At 40.4% G+C, this 16,895-nt stretch carries 13 protein-coding genes and 1 pseudogene; 5 read left to right on the top strand and 9 right to left on the bottom strand.

All coding sequences use genetic code 11. The features are described 5' to 3' along the window. Positions 1-200: 200 nt before the first annotated feature. Both ACM0OY_RS31985 and ACM0OY_RS31980 read right to left on the bottom strand, forming a co-directional pair. Positions 201-404, bottom strand: a complete 204-nt coding sequence (locus tag ACM0OY_RS31985; RefSeq protein ID WP_414572791.1) for a hypothetical protein — start codon at positions 402-404, stop codon at positions 201-203. A gap of 84 nt (positions 405-488) precedes the next feature. After that, the gene (locus ACM0OY_RS31980; protein ID WP_414572790.1) at positions 489-1,385 is read right to left on the bottom strand and encodes an ABC transporter permease; all 897 of its coding nucleotides are present in this window, start codon (positions 1,383-1,385) and stop codon (positions 489-491) included. A 159-nt stretch (positions 1,386-1,544) separates the two neighbouring features. On the opposite strand from ACM0OY_RS31980, the pseudogene ACM0OY_RS31975 reads away from it, so the two are divergent. Continuing rightward, a pseudogene (locus ACM0OY_RS31975) lies at positions 1,545-1,814 on the top strand (XisI protein); the annotation flags it as partial. Positions 1,815-1,902: 88 nt separating this feature from the next. Here the strand turns inward: ACM0OY_RS31975 and trxB are convergent. Then, on the bottom strand, positions 1,903-3,273 hold the full coding sequence (trxB, locus tag ACM0OY_RS31970) for a thioredoxin-disulfide reductase (protein ID WP_414572789.1): 1,371 nt from the start codon (positions 3,271-3,273) through the stop codon (positions 1,903-1,905). A gap of 283 nt (positions 3,274-3,556) precedes the next feature. Between trxB and ACM0OY_RS31965 the strand changes: the two genes are divergently transcribed. Beyond that, the gene (locus tag ACM0OY_RS31965; protein ID WP_414572788.1) at positions 3,557-4,132 is read left to right on the top strand and encodes a Uma2 family endonuclease; all 576 of its coding nucleotides are present in this window, start codon (positions 3,557-3,559) and stop codon (positions 4,130-4,132) included. A 60-nt stretch (positions 4,133-4,192) separates the two neighbouring features. Here ACM0OY_RS31965 and ACM0OY_RS31960 read toward each other — a convergent pair whose 3' ends face one another. Continuing rightward, positions 4,193-5,164: an FkbM family methyltransferase gene (locus ACM0OY_RS31960; RefSeq protein ID WP_414572787.1), complete on the bottom strand. Its 972-nt coding sequence runs from the start codon at positions 5,162-5,164 to the stop codon at positions 4,193-4,195. A 381-nt stretch (positions 5,165-5,545) separates the two neighbouring features. On the opposite strand from ACM0OY_RS31960, the gene ACM0OY_RS31955 reads away from it, so the two are divergent. Both ACM0OY_RS31955 and ACM0OY_RS31950 read left to right on the top strand, forming a co-directional pair. Continuing rightward, positions 5,546-6,127 (top strand): type IV pilin-like G/H family protein, encoded by a 582-nt coding sequence (locus tag ACM0OY_RS31955; RefSeq protein WP_414572786.1) that lies wholly within the window; start codon positions 5,546-5,548, stop codon positions 6,125-6,127. 199 nt (positions 6,128-6,326) lie between these two features. Continuing rightward, positions 6,327-8,549, top strand: coding sequence for an O-linked N-acetylglucosamine transferase, SPINDLY family protein (locus tag ACM0OY_RS31950; RefSeq protein WP_414572785.1), 2,223 nt, complete (start codon positions 6,327-6,329; stop codon positions 8,547-8,549). 82 nt (positions 8,550-8,631) lie between these two features. Here the strand turns inward: ACM0OY_RS31950 and ACM0OY_RS31945 are convergent, their stop codons facing one another. Both ACM0OY_RS31945 and ACM0OY_RS31940 read right to left on the bottom strand, forming a co-directional pair. After that, positions 8,632-9,042 (bottom strand): transposase, encoded by a 411-nt coding sequence (locus tag ACM0OY_RS31945; protein ID WP_414572784.1) that lies wholly within the window; start codon positions 9,040-9,042, stop codon positions 8,632-8,634. A 253-nt stretch (positions 9,043-9,295) separates the two neighbouring features. Further along, positions 9,296-10,927 carry an FkbM family methyltransferase gene (locus tag ACM0OY_RS31940; protein ID WP_414572783.1) on the bottom strand — a complete coding sequence of 544 codons (1,632 nt, stop codon included), beginning with the start codon at positions 10,925-10,927 and terminating at the stop codon, positions 9,296-9,298. Positions 10,928-11,892: 965 nt separating this feature from the next. Here ACM0OY_RS31940 and ACM0OY_RS31935 point away from each other — a divergent pair. Continuing rightward, entirely contained in the window at positions 11,893-12,111 is a 219-nt protein-coding gene (locus ACM0OY_RS31935; RefSeq protein WP_073642389.1) for a DUF4327 family protein, read from the top strand. 112 nt (positions 12,112-12,223) lie between these two features. On the opposite strand, the gene ACM0OY_RS31930 is transcribed toward ACM0OY_RS31935, so the two are convergent. The 3 genes from ACM0OY_RS31930 to ACM0OY_RS31920 form a co-directional block, all read right to left on the bottom strand. Then, entirely contained in the window at positions 12,224-13,504 is a 1,281-nt protein-coding gene (locus ACM0OY_RS31930) for a protein kinase domain-containing protein (protein ID WP_414572782.1), read from the bottom strand. Between the two features lie 151 nt (positions 13,505-13,655). Continuing rightward, entirely contained in the window at positions 13,656-15,701 is a 2,046-nt protein-coding gene (locus tag ACM0OY_RS31925; protein ID WP_414572781.1) for a serine/threonine phosphatase, read from the bottom strand. Positions 15,702-15,932: 231 nt separating this feature from the next. After that, positions 15,933-16,757 carry a basic amino acid ABC transporter substrate-binding protein gene (locus tag ACM0OY_RS31920; RefSeq protein ID WP_414572780.1) on the bottom strand — a complete coding sequence of 275 codons (825 nt, stop codon included), beginning with the start codon at positions 16,755-16,757 and terminating at the stop codon, positions 15,933-15,935. Between the last annotated feature and the right edge of the window lie 138 nt (positions 16,758-16,895).

Here is a 16,895-nt window from a genome sequence, read left to right as displayed (position 1 = left end):
TAGTCATTAGTCATTAGTCATTAGTCATTAGTCATTAGTCATTAGTCATTAGTCAAAACCCTTCGGGTAGGGAAAAGGTTAAAGGTTAAAGGGAAAGGGGAAGAACTTTGTTTAATTCCTTTTTCCTTTCCCCTTTTCCCCTTTCTCTTGGCAAAGCTATTTTCCCACTCCCTATTTTCCAGTTCAAAATCAACAATTCCTTAGGGTTTTAGAATTTTGGCACGAAAATATTCTAAATTTTCTGTCTTATTGGGTGCGAGTCTTAAGTTAGCAACAGTCATGGTACGAACACTCGATTGCTCTTGCCAAGCTGTAACTGGAGTACCTCTTAAGATACCAGCAAGGGCGACGGAAAGCATAAACCCGCCAGTAGCGGCGGCAATTAATGTCAGGTTATCTTTCACACAAATCTCTCTACTATTTTGTTATTTGTCAGTTGTCCTTTGTCTTTTGTCATTTGTTCTTTGCAAATGACTAATGACCAATGACTACTTTCGGATTCTATTTTCTCTTCGTAAACGAGGATTGACAAATTCGTTTAACCCTTCACCGAGTAGTGATAACCCCACTACCATGCATGTCATTGTCAAACCAGGGAAAAGAGTAGTCCACCAAATGCCAGTAGGTAGAGCTTCTAGTGCTTGTTTTAAATCGTATCCCCATTCTGGCACTTCTTCTGGAAGTCCTAGCCCCAAAAAGCCCAAACCGCCCAACACTAAAATTGCATCAGCGGCGTTGAGGGTGAATAGTACGGGTACGCTTTGAATGACGTTGAAAAATAGATATCGAGAAAGCACAACCCAAGTGGAAGCGCCCATTGCTTGAGCAGCTTCGATAAACACTTCAGTTTTGACGCTAACAGTGTGGTTCCGAACAACGCGGTAATATTGGGGTATGTAAGCAATACTAATGGCGATCGCAGCATTCAATATCCCACGCCCCACCACAAAGGCCAGTGTCACAGACAACAATAGCCCTGGTAAAGTGTAGATGCTATCCATAATAAACAGCAACACTTTATCGAATTTCCCGCCGAGATAACCACTCAGCATCCCCAAAGGTACACCGATAATCATACTCAGCGCGGTTGCCAAAATCACCACCTGCAAAGCGGCTTGAGCGCCGAACAACGTCCGTGAGAAAACATCATAACCCAGGCGACTAGTACCAAACCAATATTTAGCTGATGGTGGCTGGTGAATTGGATTTGAGAGAAAATCTTTCGGGTTTTGTAGCCATCCCCAAGCCTGGAATACAGGAGCGAAGAATGCCAGGAAGATGAAAAATAGGGTGATGGCTAACCCTATAAGCATGAGTTTCTGTGAAAGATTGGGATTTTGAGCAAACTGGAAAAATGTCGGTAGTCGCCGTTTTGTGATGGCCATAAAGCGATCGCCTGGATCAAGCAAGATACGCTGACCATTTTACATATCAGATAGGGAATTGCCTAAACATCCTTAATAAAAGTCCGACTACTCCCAGTGGATACAAAGATATGTTTGTAGATTTAGGAGCCAAACAATTATTAGCCGCAGAACAAGGAATATTCCCACGCAGCTATTGAATGTAAAGCAGTCTTTGATAGCGAAAATGACAGTTATTTGCTGATAACTTTAGGCTGGGACGGTGTGAAGCGAATTCACGGTTGCCTAGTTCATATTGACATTATTAATAGCAAAATTTGGGTGCAACGAGATGACACAGAAGATGGTGTTACCTACGAATTACTAGCAGCAGGAATTCCCAAAGAAAAAATTGTCTTGGGATTTCACCCGCCAAATGTTAGGCAACACACAGGATATGCTATTGCCTAACTTAATAAATTAAGGCTACCACTTAAGCGAACTGTAGCAGGTATTGAGTATTGGGCAGAGTCTTCCCCAATCCCCAATATCTACTATCTCAAAGATTACTTTCAATCAATTGCCGATATTCGCTCTTTTGCTTCACGCCTTTGACTTCCTTCACCAGTTCCTTATTTTTGAACAATTGAACTGTTGGCGTTCCTGTAACGTTAGCATTTTCAGCAATATCTCGGTCTTTGTCGATGTCAATTTCCACAAAGTGAATTTTGCTGTCAAATTCATCCACCACTTTATTTAAAATCGGCTTCAGGGTATGACAAGGGCCACAGCCGGGAGAGACGTATTTAACTAAGAGTAAGCGATCGCTTTCATGGAACAATTTCCGTAGAGCATAACCCCCCTCATGACGCGTTGCATTCAAGTTAAATCCAGCTTCTTCCTCAGCTTCGGTCTTTTTGGCTGGCTGATGTTCTAATTCGTTATCTGCTGTTTCTGGCTTTTGATGGAATTCTTGAATCAAGCCACTAGCTGACAACCAACGTTCTGCTAACATCGCCGCCATACAGCCAGTACCCGCAGCGGTGATTGCTTGACGAAACTCATGATCTTGTACGTCACCAGCAGCAAAAACGCCCTCAACGCTGGTTTCTACAGAACCAGGCTTAGTGACAACGTAACCCACCTCATCGAGTTCTAGTTGTCCCTTAAATAAAGAGGTATTGGGAGTATGACCAATGGCGTAAAATAAACCCTTGGCGTGCAGTTTGCTTTCTTCACCAGTTTTGGTGTTACGGATTTTCACTCCTTCCATGTGACCATTACCGAAAATATCCACGGCTTCTGTGTTCCAATGCACCTGGATTTTCGGGTTACTCAAAACTCTGTCTTGCATGGCTTTAGAAGCCCGCATTTTATCGGTGCGTACCAACATATTTACCTTAGAACCGTATTTGGTAAGGTAAATAGACTCTTCCGCCGCAGAGTCGCCAGCACCAATCACAGCCAATTCTGCACCGTGGAAAATCGGTGTTGCACCATCGCAAATTGCACAAGCGGAAATACCTCGACTCCAAAATTCATGTTCGTTGGGTAAACCTAAACGTTTTGCTGTGGCACCAGTAGCAATAACGATGCTGTTGGTTTTGATTTCCCTTTCTTGCGATCGCACTGTAAATGGACGCTGACTCATATCAACTGATATAACATCTTCAGTATATAGTTCAGCCCCCCAACGCTCTGCTTGAGCCTTCATTTGATCCATCAGTTCCGGCCCGGTAATACCTTGAGGAAACCCAGGAAAGTTCTCAACTTCCGTGGTTGTCATTAGCTGTCCACCAGGCAATCCCCCGGCTTGGAAACCTTCAAATACAACGGGTTTCAGGTTAGCACGTCCAGCATAAATGGCGGCTGTATACCCTGCTGGCCCAGAACCGATAATTACCAAGTTTTCTACTGTGGGGTTAGTCATGAAAATATACGAACTCATAACGACTACGTTTAATATAGCATAACAAATTGCGATCGGCTACGCCAGATGGTAAGCGATGGGAAAATGCCTATAGTAGTACTATGCGTTCAATACTTCAGGACTTACGCAACTGGCACATCGCGATCGCTAATTAATAGTACTAGGACTTACGCAGGAACTCTCTGAAACTCTTATTTCTCCGTGCCCTCTGCGTCCTCTGTGGTTCGTTTTTTCATGATTTTGCGTAAGTCCTGATAGATACAGAAGTATTTTCTATAATATTATGTCTTTCACCGTTACAGATTTAGAGCAGCTACAAACCGAACATCCAGAATGGCAGATGGAGTTGGTAGAAGGGAAAATCATAGTTATAGGGCCATCAGATTACGAGTCAGAGGAAATTGGCACTCGCTTGAGTACCTTCTTAAATATTTGGGTTATGTCGCGCAAACTAGGGCGAGTAACTGGTTCTAGCGCAGGCTTTATACTACCGAGAGCAGAAGGCGCACAAGAGGATGATTCGGAAAAAAGAAACCTGCGTGCCCCTGATGTGTCTTTTGTTAGAGCCGATCGCTTGAAGAAAACCAAGCGGGACTTTGTAGAGTTAGTTCCAGACTTGATGGTTGAGATTAAATCTAAAAGCGACAGAATTAAACCACTTGAAGAGAAGATTCAGCTATTTTTGCAACTTGGCTCTGTAGTTGGCATACTGATTGACCCTGACAAATTGACAGTAACAGTTTACCGACTAAACCAAGCCCCAGTAGTGTTGCACAATGGAGACGCACTTACACTACCTGACTTGCTACCAGGCTGGGAACTGGCGGTATCAGAGTTGTGGCCACCTGAGTTTGAATAAGGCACTCTTCAGAAGTAGCAGAATAGGAACTACGCAAAAATAAATTACTTGAACAACGCTTTAGATATTCAGAAAAGGACGAATATTAGCTACCACAGCTAGAGAATCTAGCCCCAATTTAACCAATTCTGGAAAATTAGATAAGCTCTCTATAATAGTGTGAGCAAAATTGTATTCAGCATTAACGCCATACTCAACCGTTAGGTATTCTAGTAACTCTAAAGCATAATCTGGAAAACCCAGAACATCAGCTATACAAGCTAATTTGAGGATTTTAGCTGGTTCTTTAATCTGAAGATTAGCATTTTCCCTAATCGGATCTTGGAGATAATAAGCATTTCCCCAGAGTAATTGCCCCGGACGCTGTGTTGATGCGATTGGTGAACGAGCGCGATGACGGTAGGCAGTTTCTAAATCGAATAACGTAAAACCATGTCCTCTTAAAAAGACATCTACATCAGCAAATAAAGGTTGATTTACGTATATATGTGAAAATTCAACTTCTACTTGAACTCCTAATACTCCACGTTTTAAAATCTCCGATGCTCCTTCTAAAACTTGAAGATCAGCACCTTGAACATCAATTTGTAAAAAATCTATTGTATTTATTTCTTCGGTGTTGCAAAAACTATCTAATGTAGTTGTCTCAATTTCTATAGTGAAATCCAAGTTACATAATTCTGGCAGATTGGTAAATCTGGCTGTATATGCTTCATTTGGCGGATATAGCGAACTACACATTGGATGCTTAGTTACATAAAGGGTTGCCTCTCCTACAGACTTCCCAAGCGCTAAGGGAATATGTTTTTCAGTCCAATTTATTTGTTTCAATTCCAGTTCAGCTTCAGCAGCTTCACAGGCATCTGCATCTGCATCAAAACCGTAAATAGTTAGGTTAGGAGCAAATAAATTCCAAGCACCAGCACCATAGTCATCTTCTGATGATAATTTACGAGATCCTACATTGCATACTGTTATATGAATTTGGTCAAGCAGACCTTGTTCTTTGAGGCTCTTTACAAAAATAGACATCTCTTGCTCAATTTCCATATATTTTCATAAGCAAGTATGTATAGTACATTCCCCTCTGTCAACTGTCCCATAGAGCTTCGTAAGTTATAAAAGGGGTTAAGTGATCTTTGAGAACCCGCAACCACTATCAATCTCTATCTCCTCAGATGACCTCAAAAGATAGCTTTCTTTAACTGAACAATACCGATATTAGAGAGTCTGCAACTGATAAAACCCTTTATAGATAAGGAACATAGCCTATTATCTAGCGTGCTAGCGATATAAATAAAAACACAGTTTAATACTTAAAAAAAAATTTAGGTCGGGTGATATAAAACAAAACAGGAGTGGGTAAGTTACATCTAGAACACACAACCACTTCCTACTACAGGGAAAACACTTATGAAAACCGAATTGAAAGCCAAATTTATCCAACACATTCTCAACAAAAAGAAGGACAATGAGGGTTTCACCCTAATTGAACTATTAGTAGTAATTATCATCATTGGTATTCTGTCGGCTATTGCTCTACCTTCCTTCCTCAACCAAGCTAATAAAGCTCGTGCATCAGAAGCAAAAACATATACCGGTTCTGTTAACCGCGCTCAACAAGCTTATTTCTTAGAATCTAACAGTTTTATAACTGCACAAACCGACTTTAACAAACTACAACTAGGTATCAAGACACAAACAGAAAACTTTACCTATAATGTTGCTGCATTTCAAGCAGGAGGCGTATCTCTTAAAGCTTTACCCACAACTCCTGCTGGTAGTACTGCTGTTTTAAAAGGCTACGGTGGTTTTGTACATGTTGGTGTGACAGCAGGAGCGGGAGCTGGAGAAGCATCAACTATAGCGATTTTGTGCGAAACTCTCAATCCGAAGAAAGTGGGTGACACTATAGCAGATGGAACTCTTGTAGGTACTGCGCCTGATGTCACAGATATCACCTGTGATGCAGGTGATCAGAAATCAATTAAATAAGTAGCAAAACAATTCATCTAAGTGGATGGTTAAAATAAAATGTAAGATAGCTCTCCCTGAAATTATTACTCAGTTTCAAAGCATCTTCAGTTTAATTTCTCCCTCTTACTTTTGAACAGCAATTTTGCTAAAAAACATATTACGAGGTGAGTATACTATACTCACCTTTTCATCATTTTTAGACAATATAAATATTTTTATGAAAGTTGAAATTTATAAATGTGAACAGCAAGCTTATCAATATTTCACAGAGAGAAACTATGAACAAGCTGCCAATCTATATGAACAAGCAATTGCATCTGAACCCAATGTAATTTCCCACTATTGGTATCTAGGTTTAATTCTGCTTTTACAAGAAAAAGAAATAGAAGCACAAATGACTTGGATGCAGCCTTTAGCAGATGTAGAAGAGGAAAATATTCAAAGGTATACCCAAGAACTAACCCAAGTTTTACAACTAGAAGCAGAAAGACGGGAAAAGCTTGAAGAATTTTCTCTCGCTTGGGCAATTCGTCAGCATATAAGAGAAATAAATAATTATGATATCAATAATCTCTTAAACATTGTGCAACTTTCCTTCAAGATAGACAATTTTGAAGAAATTCAGTTAGATAAATTAGGAATTATTGAGTTATTAAATTATCAAGATGTTGTAGATTTAAATTCAGAACTATTACTGCAAGTATTACAGCAAGTTATTGAAACTCTACCCTTAAACCAACCATCTATAGACTTCATAAAATCTTGCTTACCTTACTTTACACCAGAGTTTAACGATATATTTTTCGCTGCTGTGATGAAAATTGGTCAGACATTTGCACAACCAGCAACAGCAGCATGTCTTTTAGAATTGTATTTAGCCCAAGCTCCAAATAACCAAGAAATATTATTAGAAATATTAAGACACTTATCTCTTTTTTACCAAAATGCTAAAAATTTTTCTCAAGGTATAGAAAAAGCTAAATTATGCCTTTCCTTATCAACAGAAATAGCTGACAAAATTTTTGCTGTTCATTTAATCTTGCGGGCTTTAATGGCTGCTGGTGGATGTTGGCAAGAGATATGCTTAACAAACCAACAGTTGGAAGCTTTGCGGCAAGAATTTATCACAGCCCAGCCACTTCTATTAGATGAAATCAAAACTCTACTTCTATTAACACCATCATTTGCCAAGCCGCACATTGAGGATAGCCCATCAGATTTTAGAAAAATCCATAATTCACTAGCAGCAATTTGTCAGAACAATCTTCAATCTATATATCATCAATCATTTGAGCGTTATTTGCAGCGTAATATTAATCATTGGCAAAAAGCAACTTATAAAAAAAAGTTAAAAATAGGATATTTATCCTATGCTTTAAGACAGCATTCTGTAGGCTGGTTAGCACGCTGGCTATTTCAACATCATAACCGGGATAATTTTGAAATTTATACTTATTTAATCAACTATAAGCCAGGAGATGGAATTGCACAAAAATGGTATGTAGATAAAGCTGATAAAGCTCATAAGTTAGGTATAAAAGCTTTAGAAATTGCCGAAACAATCTCTGATGATGAAATCGATATTCTAGTAGAGCTAGATAGTATAACTCTAGATGTTAGTTGTGAAGTAATGTCACTCAAACCAGCGCCAATTCAAGTTACTTGGCTTGGTTGGGATGCATCTGGTATACCTGCAATTGATTACTTTATTGCCGATCCTTATGTATTACCAGATTCAGCACAAGATTATTATACAGAAAAAATTTTGCGATTGCCCCAGACTTATATCGCTGTTGATGGCTTTGAAGTCGGTATCCCTACACTACGTCGTCAAGATTTAGATATTCCTAGTGATGCTGTAATCTATCTCAGCAGTCAAAGGGTATATAAACGTCACCCTCAAACTACAAAATGGCAAATGAAAATAATCAAAGAAGTCCCAAATAGCTACTTCTTGATTAAAGGTGACGCTGAAGAAGAATCGATTAAACAGTTTTTCTACAAAATAGCTGAAGAAGAGGGTGTAGAGTGTTCCAGACTGCGATTTTTGCCTCAAGATCCTTCTGAAGCTATCCACAGAGCAAATTTAACAATTGCTGATGTTGTATTAGATACATATCCTTATAATGGAGCTACTACAACCCTAGAAACTCTCTGGATGGGTATCCCCCTAGTAACCAGAGTTGGACAGCAATTTGCAGCACGTAATAGTTACACCATGATGATGAATGTAGGTGTTACAGAAGGTATTGCTTGGACAGATGAAGAATATGTAGAGTGGGGTGTGCGCTTAGGGAAGGATGAGGCTTTACGCCAGGGAGTGATTTTGAAACTGAGAGCGTCGCGCCAGACAGCACCGTTGTGGAATGGTAAGCAGTTTACCCGTGAGATGGAGAAGGCTTACGAGCAGATGTGGCAGAGGTATGTTGAGGGAAAATAGCTCGTAGTGAGCGGCTCTAGCCCTCAAAATTGAGGTTAATAAGGGCTGAAGCCCTTACTACAAACTTACGAACTTACGAACGTTACAAATTATCCCAGTCTTTGCCATAATCTTGCAGTGGATACTGAGTCCAACAATCACGCAGCCATTGTTTTCCACAAGTTTCTAAATACCAGTAAACACTAGTTTCAACCCAATCATAAGGCCATTGAACTAAACCATGCTTGACTTGGTTGTAATGAATGTAGTTAAGAGTTGTATAGTAATGTCGTTCTGAGCGAATAGCGCGATCGCTCCAAGAATACCATATTTTACGCTTAGTGATATTGTCTTCTATGTTCCACTGTCGAGAAAGCGCACCATGTGTTCTGCGAAATAAGTCACTCAAAACATCAAAATTTACAACCTGAACTAGTAAATGATAGTGATTAGGCAAAACAACCCAAGCATAGATTGTTAAGTTTGTAGTAAGCGCTTCATTCAGCGCTTTCATGATCCTTTTCACTAATGCTAAACCTATCAAATATCTTATTTAATAATTGCTGACTGCGCGATTCAGATTGCATATGACACTTATGCTCATAACAAGCTACCGTTAACAGATAAAATTGTCTATCCCCTATTAGATGTGGTGGCGAGTGGGGTGGATAGCCACGACTTAAGCGTTGTTCAACTAATTCAGCTTTTTGTTCTGGTGTGAGTTTATGATATTCATACAAAAATCTTCGGAAGCACTTCAGTGCTTACTACAAACTTTTTGTTGGTAGTAAGGAATTTATTTCTGTTGCTTTCTGGGGCGGAAACGCAATGATATTTAGCTGTTCTTCAAAATCTTTAACTGAATCTACTGCTATCAGTTTTTGTGTATAAGGTTGATAGTAAAACAGTTGATATCCTTTATTAGTTAAATATTGTGCAACCTCAATATTACTGCCTTGGCTACCTGCAATATTTTCATATAAAATGATTGGCGAAAACTCAGTGAGTAATTTCTGACTACCAGCAAGAACCGCCATTTCATGCCCTTCTGCATCTATTTTAAGAAAATCCACCCTCTCGATGTTTTCTTGGTCAATCAGACTATCTAAAGTAAAACAGGTGGCTTCCTCAAAAGAGTCTGAAGATATATTTTCTGCTGCATCACTAGAAATCACCTGGTTAAGTTCGTTAGCAGAATGTAGTAGTAACTTTACAGTACCATTGCGATCGCTAGCTGCCCCTGCACAAACATTAACCCATGATAATTGATTAATTCTACAGGTTTCTTGCAAACAACGTACACAACCTGAGAAAGGTTCAACTGCTAACACTCGTCCCTTAGATCCAACTTTTAAAGCAGCACTAAAAGTATATACTCCAACATTAGCACCGACATCAATCACTGTCATACCAGGTTTAATGCTATTGCGCCAAAACTCCATCTCTTTCTCAAACCAGTCTTGTTCGGCAATTAATACACTGGTGACAATACTACGCAAGCTTGGCTCAACTGCCATTATTAAATTCCCTTCAAAAGGCACATAAGTAAATAAACTATTGCCTGCTAATTGCGTCCAGTGCCATTCTGGAGATGAGGAATTTGGCTGATAAAATTTACGAGAGACTTCCTGCCAGTAATCGGAGACTTCTATCTGGTTTAAATCTCGGTAAGCTAAGTAGAGTGATTGAAGAATAGGCGCGGAATTTGGCGCTAATTTTCTAGCTTTATGTAAATATAAAATTCCTTCTAATTCTCCAGCCATTAAACTAGATATTCCCAGCTTTAGCCCTACATCAACTGAATTTGGTAAAAGTTGAGAAGCTAGATGTAAGAAACGGCGACTCACAGCAGTGTAAAAAACTAACTGTGAACGACATATTATTTCAATTAACAAAAAAACTGCTTTTTCATAGTTATTTTCAGTTAATAAAATTTGTTCCAAGCATTTGCGATCGTTATCTGAAAAATTTTTATTGCGACCAAATATATATATTAGACAATGAGAGTAATCGTCGTGAACTGTATAAGCAGGATGAAGCATATTAATAAAGCTATTAAGTGCTATCTCTATTGCTTTTTGTTTTTCTCCAATCATGCTATAGACTAAAGCAAGATGAGCAGCACAAAGTGGATGTTTATCTATGTTTAAACCATTATTCAATGCTTCAAAAGCCATTTCAAGATAGACTGAGCGTAAAACTAGATTATCAATACACTGTTCTGCCTCGCTCAAAGCTACCACTGCTAAGTTATTCCAATCATCTGAAGAATTAGGATTCTCCCAAGAAGTGTGTGATAGAATTACAGAAATTGTTGATAAAGCATCAGTGCTAATACCTGGCAGTAATTTTTGAATATATTCTAAATAGACATCATCAACACCACGGTCAGAGTTCATATTAAAAATATGGTAAATGTATCTAAAACCTAGATAAAATTTTAATATTTGACTTTTTAATTCTGCGTTATTGTACTAATCTATACCTAAATTATTTAATGTGGAAAATACTTAGGTATCAGCGAGCATCCCGTTCTGAGGATACCCACCTGTTCCACAGAAACTAACATCTTCGCTAGAAATTTTTTACACAAACTTCAAAAGCTGACTCGGAATCCAAAGGAAATTTATGGTAGTCCAATTCTGCATGGACAATTGACCGCCCCTATGCTTCAAGGCAAAACCCTTGAGGGGGCCTAAACAGGGCAATCGTTCACGTCTTCTACTGTGACCATAAGATTAAAATTATATAAAGATTTGCGATAAATTCGTTTAACTCTAGATGTTTGCGATATTGTAAGTAACGTTTAAAGAAATATAAAGGGTAGACATTCCTACTCAATTCCAAACTTCATAGTCAGTCACAATCTTCCAAAGTATCCCGTGTTCTATCGTTTCTTCGGCAAACACACATATTTTTTGTGAGTAAAACAAATAAACTTTTCCCAGTCATCGTCACTCACACCATGAGTGCAAGTTTCCAGAGGACTTATTAATCTATTTGACATCCACAATTAGGTGGAGAAAGAGTAAAGGTCTAAGAGGAAAAAGAAGAGGGGATAAAGGAAAAGGAGAAACAGAAACATTCCTTAGCCTTTATCTCTTAGGCTTACCGCCCATACCTTAACCCTTGCCCGACTTCTGCAAGAAGTTTAACGAATGCTAGGCAAAATTGGAGTTTTGTGGTGGTGATTACCGTACAAAATCGAATTTGCCAGCAAACTAGTAGAGTTTGTTATGGTATAGTTAAAAAGTTAAGACTAGCTTCACCAAATTACACCACTCTACGAGCTCGGCAACAATTGCAGAATGGAAAGCAGTTTTAATCAAGCATTTACCAACAAAATCTGAATTCAATCGAGGTTATGACTCAGCAAGTAATTCACCCAATGGTGAAATTGCAGCGTAACGTGCAATCACTCATAGAATCGAACATTATCAAGCCAAGCGATAGCATCTGGAAAATCGCTTTGCTCTACGGCAATGAATGGCAGCACTGGAAACAGGAATTGCTAGACTTTGGTTTTAGTATGCAAGACCCAATCAGTGAATTGCTAGATGTAGAAGCTTGGGATGAAGAATAGAGATTAGGGACTGGTGACTGGGGACTGGGGACTAGGAAATAATTCTTTTAACTGCTAACACTCAGTGCCCATTTCCTAATACCCAGTCGCCAATACCCAGTCCCCAGTCCCCCTATTGACAAGCAGCTAACGCAGCAGCTAATTCATTTGCAGTCTGATAGCGATCGCGTGGCAATGGTTCGGTAACGCGGTCGATAACATCTCTTAGTTGGGAACTGATGGTCGGAACTTTTGCCACATCAAACCTGAAGTGTCGCCCCCGTTGGCGGTAATACTTGAAGGGGTTTTCGCCAGTGAGTAGAAAAATCAGTGTTGGCCCAATTGCATACAAATCAGATTGCGTCAAAGGTTGTCCCCGTTCTTGTTCGGGAGCGCAATAACCTTCTGCTCCAATACGAGTACCGGGGGCTGTGCCAATTTCCTTCACTGCGCCAAAATCCAGCACTACTATGCGATTTTGAAAACTTCGCACCATCAGGTTAGCGGGTTTAATATCGCGGTGGATAAGTGAAGGTTCTTGGCTATGAAGATAGTCTAGAATATCGCAGGTTTGGATCATCCAAGCGATCGCTTGGTTTGGTGTTACTGGACCAGTACTAGAAATACGTTTATCTAAATCTTGTCCGTGGATTAGTTCCATTGCCAAGTATTTTTTTCCACCCTCTACAAAGAAGTCATAATACTTGGGAATTCCAGGATGCTTAAGAGATTTGAGAGTGTATGCCTCCCGCTCAAATAATTCTTGAGCTTTGGCAATTCTCACCATATCAGCATTCATTTGCTTTAACACCAGCAGTTGTGGCATACCCGCAATCAAACCAGCCGCATCCCAAGCCAAATAGGTAGTACCCATACCTCCTTGTCCCAGAGTTCGCAACACCTGATAATGGCGAATCGTCTGTTGCACTGACAGAGGTTGACCACAGTGGATACAAAACAAATTATTCGGGGAGTTACCTTCATGGGTGCAAGTGTAAGATAAAATTCCAGGATTTTTTGCTGAAGAGACTGTTGGGACTGCATTTTCTAGCGTTTCCTGTATCTCTTCCCAAGGCAACCAAGCCTCCGGCCGTTTTTCCTCCTGGATTTGAAATTGCAGTATTGGGCCTCCCTGTGCCAATTGCAAAAGCGAATTATCTGGTAGCGGACTTTGAATGACCAGGACACCATTGAGGAAAGTTCCATTTGTACCCTGACTAATTAGTTGCCAAGCATCGTCATTGCTAGCAGAATCGACTTGTCGAAGTTCTAGATGATGCCGAGAAACCAAACTATCAGTTAAAACAACATGATTGTCTGCTGCTCGACCAATCCGAATTATGGAAGAGTTTTCAAAGCACCACTGATGGAGCGGCGTTTTCTGTTGCGGTTCTAACAGGGTCAGAGTAACCACAATACAACCTGTAAGGTAAGGGGACTGGGGATTGGGGATTGGGGACTGGGAATTGGGTATTAAGTATTGGTTACTGAGTATTGGGTATAAAGAATTTTATCCTAGTCCCTAGTCCCCAATCTCCAGTTGCCAGTTCCCAGCCCATTCATATTCAACTTTCAAGATTTGGACGCACTTTTGCCCGAATCAGTATAGCAGTAATGTTGTCGTGACCATTGTGCTGGTTCGCCAAATCAATTAAGTCTGTGACGCCACGTTCTAAGTTAGCGCCAGAACTCAGTAATGGTTCTAAGTGAGTCTGCCAGTGAGTTTCTAGTAAATCATTATCTGATAAACCGTCCGATGCCAACACTAGAAGGGTATCTTCATTGATCTCGAAAAAGCCGACATCAGGATTAATGGAATTTTCATCACGGGGACCCAATGCTTGGGTGAGTTGGTAGGCATCCGGGCGGGCGTAAGCTATGCTTGCTTCCACTCCCCTTGTAATTTCGCGTTGCCCAACTTCGTGATCTACTGTGACTTGTTGTAATCCTTGCTTGCGCGTCAGGCGATAGAGACGGCTATCTCCGACATGAGCGACTGCTGCTTGAGTATCTTGAATTAAAAGCATTACCAGAGTTGTACCCATGCGCCCAACTCCAGAACGAGCATCTTGTTGATTAAGCTTGTAAATCGCCTCATTGGCTAAATAAACTGCCTCACGAATGCTATTTTCTGTTGGCAGTTGATTAGGAATCCAGTGTTCTTGGAAATATTGCCTGAGGGTGTTGACTGCTAACTCACTGGCTACCTCGCCGCCAGCATGTCCACCCATACCATCACACAGGATATACAAGCCATACCCTTGCAGGATTCGACTTTTGGGCAACTCCAGTTTCTCAATTTTGGTTTCAATACCAAAGTAGTCTTCGTTATGATGACGTTGACGCCCTACATCTGTGCGTCCCGCATCTTCCAAGCTACTTAACTGCATTGCCAGCACAACAGTTGGCATATCATCACTTTTACTAATGATATCTTCTGGCTCTTCTGATTGCAGGATAGTAGGCACAACAGTATGTTTCTCCTGTATTGGTGGCAAAGTTCCAGTTCCTAGTGCTTCTAGTTCCACGGAGATTTCCTGCAAACGCGATCGCAACTGTGCGATCGTTTCGATTTTACCTGCCTCTAAATCCCCTAACATTTGCACTACAGAACCAAATTGAGTGCGTTGAGTCTGTCTAAATAGCGTTTGCCAAACCCGCCCCAAAGCTTGGATAGTTAACGGTTGGTCTGCAATTACAGATAAGGTTTGGTCATCTTCTGGCGACTCAGCAACTACCTGATTTTTAGGCGATTCCACATACAATTTTTGTAACGCCAGCGTTTGGTCTTCATCCAATCGCAAATTCGACAATTCCAACAGACTTTGACGACAATTCACTGGTTCCAATACTGCCCAAAGTTGGGTCATTTGATAACACCAGTGTAAAATTTTTAACGAACTCGTTGTCTCTTCTTGCCATAAATCGAGTAAAAGTTGCCAATTCGAGCGGTCTTGAATTAGTACTACCTGTTTATCACTTTCCTGCCATGCATCGTGAATCAGTGGTATCCCCGGCTGACCTTGGTCTTGTAAAGCGATATAAAGTTTAGCAAGACTAGGAATTCCATTTGCTGCCACTGATGGCGTTGCCAGATCCGATTGCTGATTTCCTAATATTGCTTCAATAAGTGATATTTGATACGGCTGACAGTCTAAAACTCTCGCTTCTACCTCAGTAATATTTTCTAGACTAGGTAAGGAGTCTAACAATTGATAGCGCTCCTGAGAGTCTAAATAAGAGCGTAATATAATTTCTTCAGGACTAGGGGCTGAGGGAGACACAGAGGCGGGTAGACACGGAGACGCGGGGAAAGAGTTCTCCGTGTCTCCGTGTTCTCCGAAGTTCAGTTCGGCAATATCCGGCACTCCGACTTCTCTTTGTGCCTCCGTGTTTTCTTCTCCTGCTCCCTCATCTCCAGTTACTTCTTGAGTAATAATTGCCCAAAATACCGTTCCACATTCCGTACCACAGTTGTGACAGCGTAGTGCATTCACAGCAACATCAGTGCTGCATTCAGGACAGACTTTGTGAGTCAGGGATGTGCCACATTTTTGACAGAATTTGTTGGTATTAGGGTTTTCAAATTTACACTGAGGGCAAATCAGCATAGTGGAAGTTCCTTAATTCCCGTTTCAAGGTGGTTCTAGCCACTAAGATCCAAGGTGCCACAATTGGCTCCCCCTGACTACAGTAGACTTACAATAGATTGTAGTTTTAAGAGTGAATTTTGGTGGCAGTATTAATTCTGACGCATAAAATATTTTAGTGGGCAGAGGAGCAGAGGGGAGAATAATAGCTCCTAAATCTTGACTCAGCACGGGCTAAACCATAGCTATCCGCTAACAGCGCTTAGCATTCAGCGCTCCCTTTGCCCAACATGCGGGTAATTGTGGAGGTTCGGCGTTAAACCATTTTTGATAAATTTGTTTGTAAGTGCCGTTGGATAACAAAGTGGCTATAGCTTTGTTAATTGTGTTCAGGTGCGGGGAATCTTTAGGTGTGGCAATGCCGTAGTATTCTTCGGTAAGTAGGTCGGCAAGAATTTTGATGCCTTTGAGTTTGCCATTTTTAATGGCATACAAAGTGGCGAAAGCATCGCTAACTACAGCATCAACATTGCCGTTGAGCAAGTCTTGGAAAAATTCTGGCCCAGAGTTAAAAGTACTAATTTTAGCACTGGGGATACTTTTAGCAAAATCTGCTCCAGTGGAACCTATTTGTACAGCAATTTTTTTCCCCTGGAGACTGTCGAAGTCTTTAATATTTTGATTGTCTTGGCGGACAGCGATCGCCAATCCCGCTTTAAAATAAGGCCGTGAAAAAGCAATTGTTTTCAACCGTTCGGCGGTAATCGTAATCCCACTAATTGCAGCATCAACTCTTTTGGCTTGTAAAGCTGATATCATGCCATCAAAGGGCAAATTTTCAAAATCAACTCTAAACCCTACAACTTGAGCAATCGCATTCATCAAATCAATATCAAATCCTTGTAACTTCCCGCTAGGTGTTTGGATTTCAAAGGGGATAAAGGTAGGATCTGTAGCGACCTTGAGAAGTTTAGCATCTTGCTTAGTACTGGGATAGAAACTGTTACAAGCAAGAATCAGTAACAGACAGCATAAGCTCAAAATTAGCTGCTGGCACTTCCACTTAATTGATTTCACTGTAGTAATTCTGTTCTATCAGTCAATGTTCGTGATGCTTGTCATGATGTTATAAGAAAGAATACATCCATCAACAAACAAAATCTACACTCGATTCTCGTTGACTAGCTGATAAATAAAGGAGTTGAAGGCCCCGAA

The organism is Nostoc sp. CCY 9925 (assembly GCF_963920935.1).
Lineage (GTDB): Bacteria > Cyanobacteriota > Cyanobacteriia > Cyanobacteriales > Nostocaceae > Nostoc.
The sequence above is the reverse complement of the archived record's forward strand: the minus strand, read 5'-3'. Positions and strand labels throughout refer to the sequence as shown.

Coding starts and splice junctions, on each gene's coding strand:
- ACM0OY_RS31955 (WP_414572786.1), top strand. CDS start 5,546: ATGAAAACCGAATTGAAAGCCAAATTTATCCAACACATTCTCAACAAA.
- trxB (WP_414572789.1), bottom strand. CDS start 3,273: ATGACTAACCCCACAGTAGAAAACTTGGTAATTATCGGTTCTGGGCCA.
- ACM0OY_RS31960 (WP_414572787.1), bottom strand. CDS start 5,164: ATGTCTATTTTTGTAAAGAGCCTCAAAGAACAAGGTCTGCTTGACCAA.
- ACM0OY_RS31945 (WP_414572784.1), bottom strand. CDS start 9,042: ATGAAAGCGCTGAATGAAGCGCTTACTACAAACTTAACAATCTATGCT.
- ACM0OY_RS31935 (WP_073642389.1), top strand. CDS start 11,893: ATGACTCAGCAAGTAATTCACCCAATGGTGAAATTGCAGCGTAACGTG.
- ACM0OY_RS31965 (WP_414572788.1), top strand. CDS start 3,557: ATGTCTTTCACCGTTACAGATTTAGAGCAGCTACAAACCGAACATCCA.
- ACM0OY_RS31940 (WP_414572783.1), bottom strand. CDS start 10,927: ATGAACTCTGACCGTGGTGTTGATGATGTCTATTTAGAATATATTCAA.
- ACM0OY_RS31950 (WP_414572785.1), top strand. CDS start 6,327: ATGAAAGTTGAAATTTATAAATGTGAACAGCAAGCTTATCAATATTTC.
- ACM0OY_RS31980 (WP_414572790.1), bottom strand. CDS start 1,385: ATGGCCATCACAAAACGGCGACTACCGACATTTTTCCAGTTTGCTCAA.
- ACM0OY_RS31925 (WP_414572781.1), bottom strand. CDS start 15,701: ATGCTGATTTGCCCTCAGTGTAAATTTGAAAACCCTAATACCAACAAA.